A 19,477-nucleotide genomic window follows, 5' to 3' on the forward strand; every position below is an offset into this window, starting at 1 on the left:
CGACGCTGCCGTCTTCGGCTCTCTGTTCCTCACCCTTTTTGTCACGGACGAACCCAAGCAGACCAAGGACGTCAACGTCGCGCTGGTCCCGCTCGGCATGCCGCTGCTGGCCGGTCCCGGTGCGATCGTGTCCGTCATCCTCGCCGTGGAGAAGGCCGGCAGCGTGGCGAGCCAGGTCTCGGTGTGGTCGGCCATCCTCGCGATCCACGTGGTGCTGTGGCTGGTCATGCGCTACTCGCTGCTGATCATCCGGGTCATCAAGGACGGCGGCGTGGTCCTGGTGACGCGGCTGGCGGGCATGATGCTCTCCGCGATCGCCGTGCAGCAGATCATCAACGGGGTCCGGCAGGTGATCCAGGGCGCCTGAGCGCCCACGTGCGCGAAGCCCCCGTACGGCAGCCGTACGGGGGCTTCGAAGCTTCTGCGGTGGTCCGCGTCGGTTATGAGGCCGTGGTCACGGCCGGTCGGATCCACAGCCGCTGTCCTACGGCGGCGGCCTGCTGAACGATCCGGTTGACGGAGGCGGCGTCCACGACGGTGCAGTCCACGGGCGTGCCGTCGACCTCGTCGAGTCGCATGATTTCGAAGCGCATTGCCTCTCCCTTCGTCTGGTCATCCTCCTGAGGAGAACTACTGGCTTCACCCGTGCACAACGAGCTGCACAGTGCAAACATTCCCTACGCTAAAGAAATTTTTCGAGCATCTAATCAGTGACCGCTAAGGCAGCTTCAATTGACCGACCGGGACCGGTTGTGTTCGCAGCGTGACCACCGGGACAATGGAGGGCGATGAACGATGACCTCGCGGCGCTGTCCGTCCGTATCGACCGCACGAACGAGTTGCTGGAACGCATGCTCGCCGAGGTGGCGAAGACGCCCTCGACCCATGCGATCTTCGTCGACGCCGGGTACCTCTACGCGGCGGCGGGGCGGCTCGTGGCCGGGACGGAGGACCGCCGCGCCTTCGACCTGGACGCCGAGGGGCTGATCGACGCGCTCATCGACCGGGCCCGCACCGTCTTCGCCGACAGCCGGCTGCTGCGCGTCTACTGGTACGACGGCGCCCGGCGCCGCATACACACCGCCGAGCAGCAGTCGATCGCCGAACTGCCGGACGTCAAGGTCCGCCTGGGCAACCTCAACGCCAACAACCAGCAGAAGGGCGTGGACTCCCTCATCCGCACGGACCTGGAGTCACTGGCCCGGCACCGCGCCATCAGCGACGCGGCCCTGCTCGGCGGCGACGAGGACCTGGTCTCCGCGGTGGAGGCCGCCCAGGGCTACGGCGCCCGGGTGCACCTGTGGGGCATCGAGGCCCCCGACGCCCGCAACCAGGCCGAGCCGCTGCTCTGGGAGGTCGACAGCCAGCGCACCCTCGACCTCGAGTTCTTCAAGCCCTACGTCTCCCGGCGCACCGCACCCGCGTACGACCCCGCCCAGACGGCCCGCCCGACCCGCGAGAACGTCCGCTTCGTGGGTGCGCAGATCGCCGCCAAGTGGCTCGCGGCGCGCGGCCGCGAGACCCTGGCGGAACTGCTCCCCGGGCATCCGTATCTGCCGGGGTCGGTGGACCAGGACCTGCTGGTCGAGGCCGAGGGCATCCTCCAGTACTCCCTGCGCGGCCAGGCGGACCTGCGGCGCGCGCTGCGGGACGGCTTCTGGGAGCACCTTCAGGGGCAGTTCTAGCCGGCCGTCCGGCCTTCCGGCCGTTCGATGGCGGTGTCCCAGAAGTCGGCGACAGCGCGGGCGGTGGCGAGCGGCTGGTCGCAGTTGGGGGAGTGCTCGGCCCCCTCGACGACCGTGCGCCGGGCTCCCAGCCGCCGGGCCATGTCGTCCAGGAGTGGCAGGGGCCAGGTGTCGTCCCGTGCGCCCGAGAGCGCGTGGAACGGCAGCGGCAGGACGGCGAGTTCGGCGACGCGGTCCGGCTCGGTGCACAACTGGAGCCCGGTTGCCAGGAGTTGGGCGGGCTTGTGGGACAGCCAACGGCGACGCAGGTCGGCGCGGTCGTCCGGGCCCGCGTCGAGTCCGGCGCCGGTGTCGGTTTCCTCGGGCGGCTCCATCGCCTGGATGACCTCCCACACCTCGGCCATCGACATCACGCCGAGCGCGTCCCGCAGCAGTTTCACGCGCTGCTGCTGGGAGACGGAGATCTGCGCCGGGCCGGAGGCCATCAGGGTGAGGGAGACGAAGGGGGAGTGGTCCAGGAGCACGGCCGCGCGGGCGATCTGCCCGCCGAGCGAGTGCCCCAGCAGATGCAGCGGCGTGCCGAGCGCCTCCGCCTGCGCGAGGACGTCCCGGGCGAGTTCCCTCTGGGCGTACGCGGAGTCGTCGTCCACCGGCCCGTCCGACTCGAACTGCCCGCGGCCGTCCACGGCCACCGTGCGGTACCCGCGCGCCGCGAGCGGCACGTGCAGCGGGTTGAAGTCCTCCTTGCTCCCGGTGAACCCCGGCAGCAGCAGCGCGGTGCCCCGCGGCTCGGCACCGGTTGCCACGGGCGCGTCGACCACGGCGAACTCGCCGCGCGCGGTGCGCAGCCGGTAGGCGCGCGCCCCCGGCGGCGGGACGAACGTAGGAGGCCTGCTCATGCGCCGAGGCTATCGGGCACGGCGCCTTCGGGGGCACCGGGACGGCAGTTCGGGTGAACCTGTTGACGGTCGGGCGGTCGGAGTGAACCGGCCGGGTCCCGCCGCGTACGCCGGCGGCCCGGTCCCACACGGAGTGGGCCGGGCCGTCGGGTCGTACGGGCGCCCGGGGCGCCGGATCAGGCCTCCGTGGACTCCACCGCGGCGGCGGTCTTCCCGGTGGTCTGCGCCGGGATCTCGGCGGCGTCCACCGTTGCCTTGGCGGTGGCCGCCGTCTTGCGCGTACGGCGCGGCTTCGGCTCGGCGGCCGTGCTCCCGGCCACGTCGACGGCCTCCGCAGGGGCCTCGGCGGCCTTGCGGGTCCTGCGGCGGGGCTTGGCCTCCGCCTCCGCCTCCGCCGTCGCCGCGACCGCCTTCCGGGTGCGGCGCGGCTTGGCCTCGGCGGTGTCCATGGCGGCTTCCGCCGTGGTGGCCGTGGCCTTGCGGGTGCGGCGGGGCTTGGCTGCCGCGGCCTCGTCGGTGACGGGTGCGTCGGCCGTCTCGGCGGTCTTGCGGGTCCGGCGGCGGAGCTTGGTCTCCGCCTCGTCGGCGACGCCTTCGGCGGTGTCCGCCACGGCCTCGGGCGCGGTCGCCGCCTTGCGGGTGCGGCGGCGGGGCTTGGCCTCCGCACCCTCGGCGGTGTCGACCGCCGCCTCGGCGGTGCTGTCCGGCCCGTCGGCCACCTGCGCCGGGATCTCCGCGGTGACCGTCTCGGCGGCGGCCTTGCGGGTCCGGCGCGGCTTGGCCTCGACGGCGGCTTCCGGCGCGTCCGTGGCGACCGCGGCGGCCGTGGCCTTGCGGGTGCGTCGGCGGGGCTTGGTCTCTGCCTCGTCGACGGTGCCCTCGGCGGTGTCCATGGCGGCTTCCGCCGTGGTGGCCGTGGCCTTGCGGGTCCGGCGCGGCTTGGCCTCGGCGGCGGCTTCCGGCGCGTCCGTGGCGACCGCGGCGGCCGTGGCCTTGCGGGTGCGTCGGCGGGGCTTGGTCTCTGCCTCGTCGACGATGCCCTCGGCGGTGTCCATGGCGGTGTCCATGGCGGCTTCCGCCGTGGTGGCCGTGGCCTTGCGGGTGCGGCGGGGCTTGGCTGCCGCGGCCTCGTCGGTGACGGGTGCGTCGGCCGTCTCGGCGGTCTTGCGGGTCCGGCGGCGGGGCTTGGTCTCCGTCTCGTCGGCGACGCCTTCGGCGGTGTCCGCCACGGCCTCGGGCGCGGTCGCCGCCTTGCGGGTGCGGCGGCGGGGCTTGGTCTCCGGCTGGTCCGTGGTGGACTCGGCCGTGTCCAGGGCCGTCTCGGCGGTGTCCAGGGCCGTCTCGGCGGTGGTCTCGGCCGGAGCCGCCGGTTCCGGGGCGACCTCGGTCGCGGTCTCGGCCGGGGCCGTCGTGACCGACGGCTCCGCCGACTTGCGGGTGCGTCGGCGGCGCGGCTCCGCGGGCGCCTCGGTGGCGTCGAGGGCGGGGCCCTCGGCCGTCGTCACCGCGGCCTCGGCGAGTTCAACGCGCTCGGACGGTGTCGTCGGCTCGTCGGCCGTCACCGGCTGGGTAGGCGCACCGGCGCGCAGACGGCGCCGACGGCGCGGGGTGCGCGTGGCGGGTGCCTCTTCCGTGACCGTGGACTCGACCGGCACGGCGTCGGCCGGCGTCACCGGTGCCGAGTCCACCAGCGCGCCGCCACGGGTGCGGCGCCGGCGGCGCGGCGTACGCGCCGGGCGCTCACGGTCCGCGGAGCGCTCACGGTCCGCCGGGCGTGCCTCGCTCCGGCCGCCCCGGCCACCGCGACCGCCGGTCTCGCCGAGGTCCTCCAGCTCCTCCGCCTCCAGTCCGGCGCGGGTGCGCTCCGAGCGCGGCAGGACCCCCTTGGTGCCCGCAGGGATGCCCAGCTCGGCGAAGAGGTGTGGCGAGGTGGAGTACGTCTCGACCGGATCGTTGAAGTCCAGGTCCAGCGCCTTGTTGATGAGCTGCCAGCGCGGGATGTCGTCCCAGTCGACGAGCGTGATCGCCGTACCCTTCGCGCCCGCGCGGCCCGTACGGCCGATGCGGTGCAGGTACGTTTTCTCCTCCTCGGGCGACTGGTAGTTGACGACGTGTGTGACGCCCTCGACGTCGATGCCGCGCGCGGCGACGTCGGTGCAGACGAGCACGTCGACCTTGCCGTTGCGGAAGGCGCGCAGCGCCTGCTCGCGGGCGCCCTGGCCGAGGTCGCCGTGGACCGAGCCGGAGGCGAAGCCGCGGCGCTGGAGCTGCTCGGCGATGTCGGCGGCCGTGCGCTTCGTCCGGCAGAAGATCATCGCGAGTCCGCGGCCCTCGGCCTGGAGGATGCGGGCGACCAGCTCCGGCTTGTCGAGCGAGTGCGCGCGGTAGACGAACTGCTTGATGTTCGCGACCGTCGCGCCCTCGTCGTCCGGCGCGGTGGCGCGGATGTGCGTCGGCTGCGACATGTAGCGACGGGCCAGACCGATGACCGCGCCCGGCATGGTGGCCGAGAACAGCATGGTCTGCCGCCTGACCGGCAGCATGTCGATGATCTTCTCGACGTCGGGCAGGAAGCCCAGGTCGAGCATCTCGTCGGCCTCGTCGAGCACCAGGCACTTGACGTGCTTCAGGTTCAGCTTCTTCTGGCCGGCGAGGTCCAGCAGGCGGCCCGGGGTGCCGACGACCACGTCGACGCCCTTCTTCAGGGCATCCACCTGGGGCTCGTACGCACGGCCGCCGTAGATCGCGGTGACGCGTACGTTGCGCACCTTGCCCGCGGTCAGCAGGTCGTTGGTGACCTGGACGCACAGCTCGCGCGTGGGGACGACGACGAGCGCCTGCGGGGTGTCGGTGAGGGCCTCGGGCTGCGCGCGGCCCGCCTCGACGTCGGCGGGGACGGTGACGCGCTCGAGGAGCGGAAGGCCGAAGCCGAGCGTCTTGCCGGTGCCGGTCTTGGCCTGGCCGATGACGTCCGTGCCCGTCAGGGCCACGGGCAGCGTCATCTCCTGGATGGGGAAGGGAGTGGTGATGCCGACGGCTTCCAGGGCCTCGGCGGTCTCGGGGAGGATCCCGAGTTCTCGGAACGTCGTAGTCAGGGTGCTGCCTCTTCTGTGTGCGCGGTGCGAGGCGAGCGCGGGGGTCGTGTCTGACCGTGCCGGGGACGTCGGCCGCCCACGCGGGCGGGCCGTGTGGCACGGGACCACAGCCGACGCTCTAGCGCTCGAACCGCTCGGAGGTCCCTCCGATCGTCGTACGCACAGTGCCGTACGGTCAGGGAGGGCTGTCGGGTCGGAGCCGATCGGGCCACCGACCGGGCATCCTCATGCGTGCGGCCTGTCGACGTACGCCGAAACACGTCGGCGTACTCAGCAGGCGCATTACCACCATACCCCGGAAACGCGCACACGCGATGGCCGATTCGGTCACGTAGTCGTCGTCACACTGGTTGACCAGGTCCTTCGCAGGCGCGGAGAGCGGGCTATTGTGCGCTTCATGACGAGCTCTGACAAGTCTGACAACGTCTCCGACGCGCCCGCCGAACACACCCGCATCGCCGCCCAGGACTGGGCGACGGCCGCCGCCGACCCGCAGTACCGCGCCGCGGTCGTGGACCTGCTCGGCGCCCTCGCGTACGGAGAGCTCGCGGCGTTCGAACGGCTCGCGGAGGACGCCAAGCTGGCGCCCACCCTCGCGGACAAGGCCGAGCTGGCGAAGATGGCGTCGGCCGAGTTCCACCACTTCGAGCGGCTGCGCGACCGGCTCACGGAGATCGGCGAGGAGCCGACGCTCGCGATGGAGCCGTTCGTCGCCGCGCTCGACGGCTTCCACAGGCAGACGGCGCCCTCGGACTGGCTGGAAGGGCTCGTCAAGGCCTACGTCGGCGACTCGATCGCCAGCGACTTCTACCGTGAGGTCGCCGTCCGCCTGGACTCCGACACGCGCGAGCTGGTCCTGGCCGTCCTGGACGACACCGGGCACGCCGGCTTCGCGGTGGAGAAGGTGCGCGCGGCGATCGACGCGGACCCGCGCGTGGGCGGCCGGCTCGCGCTGTGGGCGCGGCGGCTGATGGGCGAGGCCCTGTCTCAGTCCCAGCGGGTCGTGGCCGACCGGGACGCGCTGTCCACGATGCTCGTCGGCGGCGTCGCGGACGGCTTCGACCTCGCCGAGGTCGGCCGGATGTTCTCCCGGATCACGGAGGCTCACACCAAGCGGATGGCCGCGCTGGGGCTGGCCGCGTAGGCCTGCCCGGAGGCGTTGTCAGGGGGTGCGCCGCCGTCGGCGTCGGATCAGGCCGGCGCCGACCGTCGGCGCAGTCTTCCCGCGGGGCGCACCAGCAGGGACAGCGAGGCGGCCGAGACGACCACCGCGCCGAGCAGCGTCGGCAGCAGGCCGCCGGAGCCCAGTGCGCTGTGCGTGACGAAGCCACCGAAGAGAGCCCCCGCGACACCGGTCGACTGCACCAGGAGACGGGACGGCAGACGGTGGGACAGGCGGTGGAACGTGGTCCAGCCCAGCAGCAGACCGATCAGCGCGGAGCCGAGCGTTTCCAAGAACATGTTGATTCCCATCCCACACGATCGGCCCGTGCCTGGCGGTCGTAGCCGGTCATACCCCTGACCTGCGGAATGCAACCCTCCCTGTGAGCGGATTGTGCGCCGGCCGTGAACAGGGAACGCGGAAGGGGCCCGGCGGCTCTCCACCGCCGGGCCCCTCCCGTCGTCCATGGCGCAGCGACTACAGCGCGCCGAAGCCCACCTTGCGCGGGGCCGGCTCACCGAGCTCGACGTACGCGAGGCGGTCGGCCGGGACCAGCACCTTGCGGCCGTGCTCGTCGACGAGGGTCAGCAGCTGCGACTTCCCGGCCAGCGCCTCGGACACCGCCCGCTCGACCTCCTCGGCACTCTGACCGCTCTCCAGAACGATCTCGCGGGGCGCGTGCTGCACGCCGATCTTGACCTCCACGGCTATGTCCCTCCGACGGTCAGTGAAGTGCGCGACCTTCCGCGCCGTACCAGCACACATTAGCCCGGTGAGGGGACGAACACGCTCGGCCCGGGAACGCCAGGAGCGAACAGCCGTGGGAACAGAACCCTCGTATGGCGGTGCCCCGGCGGGGTGCGGTGGTGCCGCTGGGGCTCAGTGGTGCTGCTCGGCGCCGTGCAGCGGGAAACCTGCGATACCGCGCCACGCCAGGGACGCCAGCAGCTGGACCGCCTGGTCGCGCGGGACGCTGCGGTCGCTGTGCAGCCAGGAGCGGGCCACCACCTGGGCGAGTCCGCCGAGGCCCGAGGCCAGCAGCATCGACTCCGCGCGCGAGAGCCCGGTGTCCTCCGCGATGACGTCGCAGATCGCCTCGGCGCACTCGTTGGTGACCTTGTCGACGCGCTCGCGCACCGCCGGCTCGTTGGTCAGGTCCGACTCGAAGACCAGCCGGAAGGCGCCGCCGTCGTCCTCGACGTAGGCGAAGTACGCGTCCATCGTGGCGCGCACGCGCTGCTTGTTGTCGGTGGTCGAGGCGAGCGCGCCCCGTACCGACTGGATGAGCGACTCGCAGTGCTGGTCCAGCAGTGCGAGGTAGAGGTCGAGCTTGCCCGGGAAGTGCTGGTAGAGCACCGGCTTGCTGACGCCGGCGCGCTCGGCGATGTCGTCCATGGCGGCCGCGTGGTAGCCCTGTGCCACGAAGACTTCCTGGGCGGCGCCCAGCAGCTGGTTCCGTCGGGCACGGCGCGGCAGGCGCGTGCCTCGCGGGCGTGCCGCCTCTGTCTGCTCGATGGCTGTCACGCCGCCTCCCAAAGTCGTCCACATGCGGTGTGCGCCGCGCCGCCATCGTACTTTTCGGTAACCGTGGTGTGCGCGGTGCGAGCGCAGGATTTCACGGACCGGACGGCGACAAAAGCGGCATAGAAGGTTTTAAACGGGCTCAAGGTGGGCACAAAGCTTTGCTCCTGCTCAGCGGCGGTCTCTCCCGTCATGCGTCCCCAGCGTCGCCTCACGCGCCACCTTGCACGCCTCGTCCCTCACCGGTAGTCGTCCTCGTCGATGGAGACGACCCGCGCCTGTTCGATGAGATCGGCCTCGTTGGCGCGGTCCGGGTCCCCGGTGAGGGGTTCGTCGTGGTCCGGCGCGACGTCCGCGTGCTGCTCGGCGGCGTCGCCCTCCGGGGCCTCGACAGCGATCTCCGTGGCGTCGTCGTCCTCGAACGTCTCGGGATCGGTGGGGTCGAATGCCATGCTGGGCTCCCTTCCTGCGGAATGCTGCGGAATGTCCCTGCGGGTGTCCCTGAAGGAGCAGGGGCCATGTGCGGGTGCCCTCTGTATGAGCGTAGGAGACACCCGATCGCGACGCTATGCGATCCGCGACCCGATCGGCGGTCCTGTGCGCGCACAATCTGTGACGGCGGACACAGGCGAACACATGAGTCACTACGTGATCGTCTCGTAACATTGCCCGCATGTCTTCGACCGAGCTGCCCTTCGTGCCGCCCGCCAACGTTCTTCCGAGGGTGACGCCCGTCGGGGTCGAGGAGGGCGAACGGCTGCGCTCGGTCGAACTGCCCGGCATCACGCTGACGGTGCGCTCGCGGCCGCCCGTGCGGGAGGGACTGCCGCCCGCGCTGTACGTGCACGGTCTCGGTGGCTCCTCCCGGAACTGGTCCGCCCTGATGCCGCTGCTCGACGGTGTCGTCGACGGCGAGGCGGTCGACCTGCCGGGCTTCGGCGATTCCCCGCCACCGGACGACGGCGACTACTCCGTCACCGGACACGCGCGTGCGGTGATCCGCTTCCTGGACGCCTCCGACCGAGGCCCGGTGCACCTGCTGGGCAACTCGCTGGGCGGCGCCGTGTCCACACGTGTCGCGGCGCTGCGGCCCGATCTCGTGCGGACGCTCACGCTCGTCTCGCCCGCGCTGCCCGAACTCCGGGTGCAGCGCACCGCCGTGCCGACCGGCCTGCTCGCGGTGCCCGGCGTGACCGCCCTGTTCAACCGGCTCACCCGGGAGTGGACGGCGGAGCAGCGGGTCCGCGGGGTCATGGCCCTGTGCTACGGCGACCCGGGGAGGGTGACGCCCGAGGGGTTCCGCAACGCGGTGTGGGAGATGGAGCGGAGGCTCCGACTGCCATACTTCTGGGACGCGATGTCGCGCTCCGCGCGCGGGATCGTGGACGCGTACACGCTGGGTGGTCAGCACGGCCTGTGGCGGCAGGCCGAGCGGGTCCTCGCGCCCACGCTGCTGATCTACGGCGGCCGTGACCAGCTCGTCGGCTTCCGCATGGCCCAGCGTGCGGCCCGTGCCTTCCGCGGCTCCCGTCTCCTCACCCTGCCGGACGCCGGCCATGTGGCGATGATGGAGTACCCGGAGACCGTGGCTACCGCGTTCCGCGAACTACTGCTGGACACGGGAGAGTTGGAGGCCGGATCGATGACGGAACCGGGAGCGGCCACCGGGGCCGAGGGCGGCGCACGGACCGGCGTCGAGTCCGCCGGGGCCGAAGCCGAGCGTGGGGCTTCCACGGGCGAGACGGCCGGCCGGGCCTCCGGTGCGGACACCGGCGGTGGCGCTCCGGGTACCGGGACGGTCGGCGGTGCTTCCGGCTTGGAGGCCGGCGGTGGAGCCTCCTTCCGCGCGGGTGCGGGGGGCTGAGGGCCGACGTGGGACGCCACAGCCGCCGCGGGCCCGCGCCCAAGGGCACGACCGCGAACACGAGCACCGGCCGGGACGACAGCGAACCCCAGGTGGGGTACGGGCCACGGGACGGCCGCGAGTACGGGGGTGACGCCGAGCCCTGGCGCGGCCCGGGCGGGCGGCCGGGGCAGGGGTCGGGGGCGAGGCTGGATTCCGGCCCGGTGCCTGGACAGCGGACCGAAGCCCCAGGCCCGGCCTACGGAGGGCCCCGCTTCCAGGACGGCACGCCGGCCCACGGCACACCGCGCTTCGACGGCGGAACCCCTCCCCATGGGATGCCGCACTTCGCGGACGGGACGCCGGCGCGGGGAGTTCCGCGGGCGGCGGGCAGGGCCCCTGGGCCTGACGGAACCCCGGCCGGCGGGACTCCGCGGGTACGGGGTGGGCACCCGGAGCAGCGCGAAGCCGGTGGTGGCTGGGGCCGGTTGGGAGCGCATGCCAAGGAGGGGAACGGAGCGCAGGGGCCGACGGCCGCCGGTCTCGGCAGCTCGAGGGGTCTCGATGGCTCCGCCGCTCCCGCAACCGCCTCCGTGCGTGCCGGCGCTCCCATTCCCCGGCAGCGGCGGGCGTCACCCCCCGGGCCGCGGCAGGACTATCTCGACGCCTTCGACGAGGACGACGACGTCTTCGCGCCCCGGCCCCGCGGTGGCGCGCGCACCACGAACCCGGCCGTGGCTCCGCCGCCCGCCCCGGCCGGGCGGGCCGAGGTGGTCGGCGTGCAGGACGACGCCGCGCGACCGGGCGGCGAGCCCGCGCGGGACACCGCGACCAAGGGGAAGACGTTCACCGGCATCGCGGCCGCCGCCGTCACCACCGTGCTCGCCGTCGTCGTCGCCGGACAGGTCGCCGAGGACCAGTCCGGCGCCGGGGTGCTGTCCCAGTCCGCCACCGACCAGGCGGAGCCCGACGCCGCTGACACCGCCGGTGCCGCGGGCACGGACGGCAAGGCGTCCCCGCCGAAGGTGTCGGCACTGACGTACGACCAGAAGATGAGCACGAAGTACCCGCTCAGCCCCACTCTCGAGGGCTCCGGCCGGTTCGACGCCGTCCCGGGCCTCGCCAAGGCGCCCGGCAAGGGGCGCAAGTACACCTACCGCGTCGACGTGGAGCAGGGCCTCGGCCTGGACGGCGAGCACTTCGCCGCGGCGGTGCAGAAGACGCTCAACGACGACCGCAGCTGGTCCCACGACGGCGCCCGCACCTTCGAGCGCGTCTCCTCCGGCAGACCCGACTTCGTCATCACGCTCGCCAGCCCGGGCACCACCGCCACGTGGTGCGCCAAGTCCGGCCTGGACACCACCGTGGACAACGTCTCCTGCGACTCGGCCGCCACGGAGCGCGTGATGATCAACGCCTACCGGTGGGCGCAGGGCTCCCGGACCTACGGCGACGAGATGTACGCCTACCGGCAGATGCTGATCAATCACGAGGTCGGCCACCGGCTCGGCTACGGCCACGTCACCTGCGACAAGGACGGGATGCCGGCGCCCGTCATGCAGCAGCAGACGAAGTTCCTGGACCACGACGGAATCCACTGCCTGCCCAACGCCTGGCCCTACCCGGGGAGTTGACCTCGGGCCTGCCGGACCGGCCGCCGGCGTGACGGTTCGTGTCCGGTTGACCTCTTTGATCTCCTGACGCGACGGAACGCCGCCCGCACGGGAAAGTTACGACCGTTCACCCCTTTTGGTGGCGCGATGGACAACCGTCCATCGCGCCACCGCCATGTCCGCATACGTTCGTCCCGCTGCGAGCCGTCGGTGCGACGGCGGCTCCCCATACGGGACAGACGGGAGATCGGGGGTGCACGCGTGCGCATCGGATTGGTGACGGAAGGTGGCTATCCGTATGTGAGCGGTGACGCCGGACTCTGGTGCGAACGGCTCGTGCGCGGGCTCGAACGGCACGAGTTCGACCTCTACGCGCTCAGCCGCAGCCGGCAGCAGGAGGACGAGGGCTGGGTGCCCCTGCCGCCACAGGTCAGCAGGGTCCGTACCGCGTCCCCGTGGGCGGACGAGGACGACGGGGCCACGTACGGACGGCGTGCGCGCCGGCGCTTCGCCGAGTGCTACGGGGAACTGGCGTCGGCGCTGGTCGCGGCGAGTGGCGGCGATCTGCGCGAGTTCGGCGAGCCCGGCAGGGCGGCGGGCGCGGACGGCGCCGGAAGTGAGGCGGACCGTTTCAGCAGCGCGCTGTACGGGCTGGCCGAACTCGCCCGCGACGAGGGCGGCCTGGCGGGCGCACTGCGCTCGGAAGCCGCTGTCCGCGCGCTGGAACGCGCCTGCCGCGCGCCCGGCGCACCGCGGGCGGCGCGTGAGGCCCGCGTCCCCGATCTGCTCGCGGTCGCCGCGCATCTGCGGCAGGCGCTGAACCTCCTGTCGCTCGACTGGTACGAGGACGACGGCCTCGGCGCGGCCGACCTCTGCCACGCGGCGGCCGGCGGCACGGCGGCCCTGTCCGGACTGCTCGCCCACCACTTCACCGGCGTGCCCCTGCTGGTCACCGAGTACGGCGTACAACTGCGCGCGCACTACCTCGCCGCCGGTGCCGACGGGACCGCCCCGGCCGTACGGGCCCTGCTCGCCGCCTTCCACGGCACTCTCGCCGCCGAGATCTACCGGCGGGCCGCCGTCGTCACCCACGGCAACGCGCACGCCCGCCGCTGGCAGGAGCGCTGCGGCGCCGACCGCGCCAAGCTGCGCACCGTTCACCCCGGCATGGACGCGGCTCCCTTCGCCGAGGCCGGGGAGTCGCCGGAGGCCGCCGACCCCGACACCCTCGTGTGGGTCGGCCGCGTCGGGCCCGCCAAGGACCTGGTGTCCCTGCTGCACGCCTTCGCGGAGGTCCGCAAGCAGGAACCGAAGGCACGGCTGCGGATCGTGAGCGCGGGAACCGGCTCCGACGGAGCCGCCTACCTGGGCCACTGCAGAGCGCTCGCCGCCCAGCTCTTCCCCGACGAGGCCGAAGGACCGCACACCGTCGGGGACAACCCGGTGTCCTTCGAGGAGATCGGCGGCCCGGAGGTGCCGAGCCTCGCCGACGCCTACGCCTCGGGCGCCGTGGTCGTCCTGTCGAGCGTGGTCGAGGGCTTCCCGCTCGGCCTGGTCGAGGCCATGCTCTGCGGCCGTGCGACGGTCTCCACCGACGTCGGCGCGGTCGTCGAGGTCGTCGGCGGCACCGGAGTGGTCGTGCCCCCGCGCAATCCGCGGGCGCTCGCCGAGGTGTGCGTGAACCTGCTTCGCGACCCCGAGCGCCGTGCGCGCCTGGGCGCCGCCGCCCGCACCCGCGCGCTCGAACTCTTCACCATCGAGCAGAACGTCGTGGCATTCCACGGCATCTACCTGGAGGTCGTCTCGCACTGTCCGGTCCAGCGGGTCCTTCTCGACGAGACCGGCGAGCCCCTTCCGTTCGCCGCGCCCGCCGAGGCCCACGTGCCCGGCCGCTGGACCCGGGCCGCGGACCGCGTCGCGGCACGCTCGCGCCCCAGCTGGGCCACCACCGGCTCACCGACGGGGTGCGCGGCCCCCACGACCACCACGGAGGCTCCCCGATGACCGGCCCGCGAACCGGAGACCACCTCGGCACCCCGACCGGCCGGAGCGGTACGGGCGACGGCTTCGGCGGGCCCGCCCTCGACCAGAGCCCCTCCGTGCCCTCCCGGCGCGGTGCGGCCGACCCGGTCAAGGTGCTGATGCACCGTCACCGCGAGATGTGCGAACGGGCCGTCGACCCCCTGGAGATCGCCGCGGGCCTGGAGGCGCACGGAGTCACCGACCGCACCGCCGCCCGCTTCCGCCACCGTGACGTCTTCTCACTCGCCGAGGAGATGTACGCCCGGATCAGCCGAGACGCCGAGACACCACCGCGGCACGAGGCCGCGGCCGTACCCCGGCTGGGCCTCGGCCTGGTCGCGTTCGGCCTGCTGCCCGGCGCCCTGTGCGCGGCCGCCGTGGCCGGGCTGCGCCTGACCGGGGGCCGGACGCGGCTGGGCGTCGCCGCGCTCGGCGTCGTGGCCATGGGCCTGGCACTGCGCGCCGTACTGCGCCGCGGCCCGCTGAGCGCCGAACGGCGTACGTCCCCCGGCCCGCACACGCCCGGCACCCGCACATGGACGTGCTGGCTCCTCGGCTACGCCCTCCTCGGCGACGGCCTGCTCGGCGCGGCCGTCGGCGGCGGGCCCGACGGACTGCCCGACGGCACCGCGGCCGGGGCCTGGCCCCTGACCACCGCTCCCGTGCTGGCCCTCGCCCTGGCCTGCGGACCGGCGGCCTGGACCGCGCACCTCTTCGCCGTGGGCGCCCGGCGCAAGGTGACGGTCAGCCGGGGCCTCGAGGAGTTCGCCGCGTCCGTACGTCCCCTGCTCCTCGGCACGTTCGGCCTGTTCCTGTGCGCCCTGGCCGTCCTGCTCGCCGCGTGCGGCGCGGTCCTGAACGAGCCCGTCGGCTACGCCCAGGCCCTCACACTGGGCGCGCTGCTGCTGCTCGCGCGCCTCCTCACCACGCACGGCTTCACGCACGCCCCGGCCGTCGCCCTCGGCGCCGCGGCCGCGGCCGAAGTGACGGCCCAGGCCACCGTCCTCACCGCCCGCCTGCCCGGCTGCGGTGCCCTCGCCACCCCGGTCGACACCCTCGTGGCCGCCTGGGGCCCCGGTGGCGTACCCGCCATCGCCTGCGGAGCCGCCGCCGTGGCCCTCCTCCTGCACGCGACCCGCACGCTGACCCGGGCCTCCGCCCATGCGGGAGCGGAGCGGCAGCCGTGAGGAACGCGGGGCCGGTCCCGGCCACCCCTGCGTGCCCCTCGCAAGGCCGCAGCCACGGGCGCCGCCCGCGTTCGCCCGCCGGCCACAGGCGCCCGACCCAGTGCAGGCCCGCGACCCACCGCCGGAGCCCGTCGCACCATCCCCTAGAAGGAGAACACCAGATGATCACCGCCCGATCCGGAGCGTCCGAAGCATCCGGAGCCACCGGAGCGCACACCCCGGGAGCCGCCCGATGAGGGTTCTGCTGATCGGAGCCAACGGATACCTCGGGCGTTTCGTCGCCGATCGCCTGCTCGCCGACCCGGCCGTCCAGCTCACCGCGCTGGGCCGCGGCGACGACGCCGACGTCCGCTTCGACCTCGCGGCAGGCAGCCCCGGAGCGCTCACCCGCTTCCTGGACGCGGTCCACCCCGGCGTCGTCGTCAACTGCGCGGGCGCCACCCGCGGCGGCGCCCGCGAGCTCACCCGCCACAACACCGTCGCCGTCGCCACCGTCTGCGAGGCCCTGCGACGCAGCGGCTGCGGTGCCCGCCTGGTGCAGATCGGCTGCAGCTCCGAGTACGGCCCCAGCCAGCCCGGCTCCTCCACGGCCGAGGACGCCGTGCCCCGCCCCGGCGGCCCGTACGGCGTCAGCAAACTCGCCGCCACCGAACTGGTTCTCGGCTCCGGCCTCGACGCCGTCGTGCTCCGGGTCTTCTCGCCCGCCGGACCCGGCACCCCGGCCGGCTCGCCCCTCGGCCGGCTCGCCGAGGCCATGCGCCGCGCCATGCAGTCCGGCGACAGCGACCTCAAACTCGGCGGTCTCGGCGTCCAGCGCGACTTCGTCGACGTCCGCGACGTGGCCCGCGCCGTCCATGCCGCCTCCCTCTCGGCCGCCCAGGGCGCCATCAACATCGGCTCGGGCCGCGCCGTCCGGCTGCGTGACGCGGCGGCGATCCTCGCCCGCGTCGCCGGATACGGCGGCGCCCTCCACGAACTCGACGGCCCGCCCGGCGGCCACCTCAGGCCCGCCATCGGGCACCCCCGGACCGAGTCGGACCACCCCGCCCCGGTCGCGTACCCGTACCCCGACGGCTGCGGCAGCTGGCAGCAGGCCGACGTGCGCACCGCCCGCGACCGGCTCGGCTGGCGGCCCCGGATCAACCTCGAAGAGTCCCTCGCCGACATCTGGATGGAGGCGGCATGCCGTATCTGACCAGCACCGCCATGGGCATCTCGAGCACTGGACTGCGCACCGGACTCGGAGTCCCCGGCTGGGCCCACCCCCTTCTCGCCCGGGCCGAGTGGGGCGAACCCACCCGGCCCGGCACGCCCCTGCACTGGGTCGTCCTCAACGTCGCCGACGGCCCCGGCGTCCAGCCCGACCCGCACTGCCTGGAAGCGGCGGGACGGCTGCGCAACGCGGGCGTCCGCGTCCTCGGCCACCTCGAAGCCGCGTACGGCGCCCGGTCCTTCACCGATCTGATCTCCGAAGCGCGGCGGTACGTCGAGTGGTACCGCGCCGACGGCTTCCTGCTGGACCGCTGTCCCGCCGACCGCGCCGGGCTGCCCGAGGTCCGCCGTACGATCGGCGCGCTGCGGGCCGTGCGCGACGATGCCCATATCGTCCTCGGCCACGGCACCCACCCGCATCCCGGCTACGCCGAGAACGCCGACCAACTGGTGACCTTCCGCGGCCCGTGGTGCGACTACCGCTGGTCGCAGGCCGCGGAGTGGACCGCCGACCATCCGCCCGAGCGCTTCTGTCACTTCGTGCACGGCCTCCCGCGCGGTCACCTCGACGAGGCGCTGCGCATCGCCCGCTGGCAGGGGGCGGCGACCATCTGGTTCACCGACCGCTCCGACCGCGACGGCACGGCTGGCCCCTGGGAGGACATGCCCGGTTACTGGGACGAAATCGTCTCGCGGATCGGACGAGGTGTCTCGGAATGAAGAAGGCCGTGGCAGTGTTACGACAAGAACAACCGTAGTGTTTGACCGACCAACGGAGTCCCCGTGTCGCTGCCACCCCTGGTCGAGCCGGCTCCCGAGCTCACCGTAGACGAGGTCCGCAGGTACTCCCGCCACCTGATCATCCCCGATGTGGGTATGGACGGGCAGAAGCGGCTGAAGAACGCCAAGGTGCTCTTTGTGGGTGCCGGCGGGCTGGGTTCGCCGGGTCTGATGTACATGGCCGCGGCCGGCGTCGGCACGCTCGGCATCGTGGAGTTCGACGAGGTGGACGAGTCGAACCTGCAGCGCCAGGTGATCCACAGCCAGTCCGACATCGGCCGCCCCAAGGCCGAGTCCGCGCGCGACACCATCAAGGGCGTCAACCCGTACGTGAACGTGGTCCTTCACCAGGAGCGGCTCGAGGCCGACAACGTGAAGGAGATCTTCAGCCAGTACGACCTGATCGTCGACGGCACGGACAACTTCGCGACCCGGTACCTGGTCAACGACGCGTGCGTGCTGCTGAACAAGCCGTACGTGTGGGGTTCGATCTACCGCTTCGACGGCCAGGCCTCCGTCTTCTGGTCCGAGCACGGCCCCTGCTACCGCTGCCTCTACCCGGAGCCGCCGCCCCCCGGCATGGTCCCCTCCTGCGCCGAGGGCGGCGTCCTGGGCGTGCTGTGCGCGTCCATCGGCTCCATCCAGGCCAACGAGGCCATCAAGCTCCTTACGGGCATCGGCGAGCCGCTGGTCGGCCGCCTGATGATCTACGACGCCCTGGAGATGCAGTACCGCCAGGTCAAGGTCCGCAAGGATCCCGACTGCGCGGTCTGCGGCAAGAACCCGACCGTCACCGAGCTCATCGACTACGAGGCCTTCTGCGGCGTCGTCTCCGAGGAGGCCCAGGCGGCCGCCGCCGACTCGACGATCACTCCCAAGCAGCTCAAGGAGTGGATCGACGACGGTGAGAACATCGAGATCATCGACGTCCGCGAGCCGAACGAGTTCGAGATCGTCTCCATCCCGGGCGCCCGGCTGATCCCGAAGAACGAGTTCCTCATGGGCTCCGCCCTGGAGAGCCTCCCGCAGGACAAGAAGATCGTCCTGAACTGCAAGACGGGTGTCCGCAGTGCGGAAGTTCTCGCCGTGCTGAAGTCCGCGGGCTTCGCGGACGCCGTGCACGTCGGCGGCGGCGTGATCGGCTGGGTCAACCAGATCGAGCCGCACAAGCCGGTCTACTGATCACGGGTCTCGCTGACCAGCGAGGCTGAGGAAGCCCACGGCTCTGACCAGTTCAGATGCCGTGGGCTTCTGTCGTTGTTGGTTGGCGTCGGCTGACCTTGGACGGCCCAGAGACGGCCCGGGCCCAGGTAGTCCCACGGGAAACCGCAGTGCGGCAGCACTCAGCCCTGATCTACGATTACCCTGCCTGCGTCGGCCGGCAGCTGTAGACCCGCAGCACCGGCCCGTTGTGGAGGGGGCCAGCCCGTTCGAGCCGGGCCAGGTGGGCTGACATCCGCTTTAGGAGTTCGATCAACGGCCTCGCGCCGCCCTGCTGGACCGGGCCCATCTCGCGACGAAGGGGCCGTCCCGATACGCCCGCTGCCACGGTCATCCGCTGTCGTTGATGTCATCCGTGGATGTCAATTGCAGACGTGACCTCCTTGGATGACCTGCAGACGCCTGGAGTTCGCCAGCGCACCCCGGTCATCCGAGCGACGAGAACAGCCGGTCAGCCCCCAACAGCCCCAAAGCCAACCCGGCGGCGTTGGCACACACGAAGAGTACGTTCTGCCCCGTGGACAACGGCTCCCCCTCGGGATCGGTCGCCAGCACCCTGAGCCGGTCCCGGTTCAGCCCCCACACCATCCCCCGAACACCGACTGGCTTGCGGAAGGCGAGGAGAACCCCAACAGCCGCCAGCAACTGGGCTGCGCCACCCAGTGGGACATCCGCTGCGAACAATTCCACAGCGCCAGACGCGAGCAGGAGCGGCATGACGAGCCGGTACGCCTCGTGCCCTCGGCGGTAGGGACGGAAGACAACCCCGTTCAGGAACAAGACACACGCGATTGAGGCCGGCAGCAGTACGAGGGCCGCGATGACGTGCGCTGACTGCTTTGCAGAACAGGTCACGCCGTACCGTGATCCGCAGCCCCCGGCGATCGCCATGTCCCGGTAGATCAGGTAGAGCGTCGCCAGCAGCAGGGCCGCGACGCCGGTGCATATCGCCATGAGCACATACGTGCCGACCGTCGGCCGCATGGGCACAGTCTGGACCGGCATACCTGCTCCCCCGCCTTCAACATGGGCCAACCCGCCCTCCACCCCACCGCCGATCATTAAATCCAGGGGAGGGCGGGGTGTCGACCTCTTCGTCCCGAAGCAACTTGGGTAAGCGTCTGCCCTTGGGGCGCTGTGCCCCTCACCTGCTGCAATGGTTCGCAGGCGTCCGCGCGTGTCCGCCGCTGTGCGCCTGCGTTGTCACGCAGTTAGACACTCAGCGACGCTGCCGGAC

Annotated in this window: 18 protein-coding genes and 1 pseudogene; 10 read left to right on the forward strand and 9 right to left on the reverse strand. The window is 72.6% G+C overall.

Features of this window, described 5'->3' with window-relative positions; all coding sequences use genetic code 11:
* Positions 1 to 43 precede the first annotated feature (43 nt).
* A pseudogene (locus ACFY4A_RS08355) lies at positions 44 to 367 on the forward strand (MarC family protein); the annotation flags it as partial.
* Between the two features lie 73 nt (positions 368 to 440).
* Here ACFY4A_RS08355 and ACFY4A_RS08360 read toward each other — a convergent pair.
* Positions 441 to 593 (reverse strand): hypothetical protein, encoded by a 153-nt coding sequence (locus ACFY4A_RS08360; protein WP_390828622.1) that lies wholly within the window; start codon positions 591 to 593, stop codon positions 441 to 443.
* A 195-nt stretch (positions 594 to 788) separates the two neighbouring features.
* Here ACFY4A_RS08360 and ACFY4A_RS08365 point away from each other — a divergent pair, with 195 nt between their 5' ends.
* Positions 789 to 1,685 carry an NYN domain-containing protein gene (locus tag ACFY4A_RS08365; RefSeq protein WP_390828623.1) on the forward strand — a complete coding sequence of 299 codons (897 nt, stop codon included), beginning with the start codon at positions 789 to 791 and terminating at the stop codon, positions 1,683 to 1,685.
* Here ACFY4A_RS08365 and ACFY4A_RS08370 read toward each other — a convergent pair.
* Positions 1,682 to 2,584, reverse strand: coding sequence for an alpha/beta fold hydrolase (locus ACFY4A_RS08370; RefSeq protein WP_390828624.1), 903 nt, complete (start codon positions 2,582 to 2,584; stop codon positions 1,682 to 1,684). The genes ACFY4A_RS08365 and ACFY4A_RS08370 overlap by 4 nt on opposite strands.
* 176 nt (positions 2,585 to 2,760) lie before the next feature.
* Entirely contained in the window at positions 2,761 to 5,586 is a 2,826-nt protein-coding gene (locus tag ACFY4A_RS08375) for a DEAD/DEAH box helicase (RefSeq protein WP_390828625.1), read from the reverse strand.
* A 490-nt stretch (positions 5,587 to 6,076) separates the two neighbouring features.
* Here ACFY4A_RS08375 and ACFY4A_RS08380 point away from each other — a divergent pair, with 490 nt between their 5' ends.
* Positions 6,077 to 6,823, forward strand: a complete 747-nt coding sequence (locus ACFY4A_RS08380) for a ferritin-like fold-containing protein (RefSeq protein ID WP_390828626.1) — start codon at positions 6,077 to 6,079, stop codon at positions 6,821 to 6,823.
* Between the two features lie 47 nt (positions 6,824 to 6,870).
* Here ACFY4A_RS08380 and ACFY4A_RS08385 read toward each other — a convergent pair whose 3' ends face one another.
* The 5 genes from ACFY4A_RS08385 to ACFY4A_RS08405 form a co-directional block, all read right to left on the reverse strand.
* Entirely contained in the window at positions 6,871 to 7,140 is a 270-nt protein-coding gene (locus ACFY4A_RS08385) for a hypothetical protein (RefSeq protein ID WP_390828627.1), read from the reverse strand.
* A 178-nt stretch (positions 7,141 to 7,318) separates the two neighbouring features.
* Positions 7,319 to 7,546 (reverse strand): DUF3107 domain-containing protein, encoded by a 228-nt coding sequence (locus ACFY4A_RS08390; protein WP_062711803.1) that lies wholly within the window; start codon positions 7,544 to 7,546, stop codon positions 7,319 to 7,321.
* 174 nt (positions 7,547 to 7,720) lie between these two features.
* Entirely contained in the window at positions 7,721 to 8,365 is a 645-nt protein-coding gene (locus ACFY4A_RS08395) for a TetR/AcrR family transcriptional regulator (RefSeq protein WP_390828628.1), read from the reverse strand.
* Positions 8,362 to 8,556: a hypothetical protein gene (locus ACFY4A_RS08400; RefSeq protein WP_390828629.1), complete on the reverse strand. Its 195-nt coding sequence runs from the start codon at positions 8,554 to 8,556 to the stop codon at positions 8,362 to 8,364. The genes ACFY4A_RS08395 and ACFY4A_RS08400 overlap by 4 nt, the downstream gene beginning before the upstream one ends.
* 45 nt (positions 8,557 to 8,601) lie before the next feature.
* Positions 8,602 to 8,814: a hypothetical protein gene (locus ACFY4A_RS08405; RefSeq protein ID WP_376396741.1), complete on the reverse strand. Its 213-nt coding sequence runs from the start codon at positions 8,812 to 8,814 to the stop codon at positions 8,602 to 8,604.
* Positions 8,815 to 9,035: 221 nt separating this feature from the next.
* Between ACFY4A_RS08405 and ACFY4A_RS08410 the strand changes: the two genes are divergently transcribed.
* The 7 genes from ACFY4A_RS08410 to moeZ all read left to right on the forward strand — a co-directional run bounded on the left by ACFY4A_RS08410 (position 9,036) and on the right by moeZ (position 18,201).
* Positions 9,036 to 10,226, forward strand: coding sequence for an alpha/beta fold hydrolase (locus tag ACFY4A_RS08410; protein WP_390828630.1), 1,191 nt, complete (start codon positions 9,036 to 9,038; stop codon positions 10,224 to 10,226).
* A gap of 8 nt (positions 10,227 to 10,234) precedes the next feature.
* Complete coding sequence (locus tag ACFY4A_RS08415; protein ID WP_390828631.1) at positions 10,235 to 11,839, forward strand: DUF3152 domain-containing protein; 1,605 nt, start codon at positions 10,235 to 10,237, stop codon at positions 11,837 to 11,839.
* A gap of 240 nt (positions 11,840 to 12,079) precedes the next feature.
* Positions 12,080 to 13,822, forward strand: a complete 1,743-nt coding sequence (locus ACFY4A_RS08420; protein ID WP_390828632.1) for a DUF3492 domain-containing protein — start codon at positions 12,080 to 12,082, stop codon at positions 13,820 to 13,822.
* Positions 13,819 to 15,027, forward strand: coding sequence for a hypothetical protein (locus ACFY4A_RS08425; RefSeq protein WP_390828633.1), 1,209 nt, complete (start codon positions 13,819 to 13,821; stop codon positions 15,025 to 15,027). Before ACFY4A_RS08420 ends, ACFY4A_RS08425 begins: the two co-directional genes overlap by 4 nt.
* A gap of 232 nt (positions 15,028 to 15,259) precedes the next feature.
* Positions 15,260 to 16,222, forward strand: coding sequence for an NAD-dependent epimerase/dehydratase family protein (locus tag ACFY4A_RS08430; RefSeq protein WP_390828634.1), 963 nt, complete (start codon positions 15,260 to 15,262; stop codon positions 16,220 to 16,222).
* A complete protein-coding gene (locus ACFY4A_RS08435) occupies positions 16,210 to 16,959 on the forward strand; it encodes a spherulation-specific family 4 protein (RefSeq protein WP_390828635.1) in 750 nt (249 codons plus the stop codon). The genes ACFY4A_RS08430 and ACFY4A_RS08435 overlap by 13 nt, the downstream gene beginning before the upstream one ends.
* Positions 16,960 to 17,022: 63 nt before the next feature.
* Positions 17,023 to 18,201 (forward strand): adenylyltransferase/sulfurtransferase MoeZ, encoded by a 1,179-nt coding sequence (gene moeZ, locus ACFY4A_RS08440; protein ID WP_390828636.1) that lies wholly within the window; start codon positions 17,023 to 17,025, stop codon positions 18,199 to 18,201.
* A gap of 465 nt (positions 18,202 to 18,666) precedes the next feature.
* Here the strand turns inward: moeZ and ACFY4A_RS08445 are convergent, their stop codons facing one another.
* Positions 18,667 to 19,224 carry a hypothetical protein gene (locus ACFY4A_RS08445; protein ID WP_390828637.1) on the reverse strand — a complete coding sequence of 186 codons (558 nt, stop codon included), beginning with the start codon at positions 19,222 to 19,224 and terminating at the stop codon, positions 18,667 to 18,669.
* Positions 19,225 to 19,477 lie beyond the last annotated feature (253 nt).

Origin of the sequence: Streptomyces sp. NPDC001292 (assembly GCF_042896465.1) — a bacterium.
GTDB lineage: Bacteria > Actinomycetota > Actinomycetes > Streptomycetales > Streptomycetaceae > Streptomyces.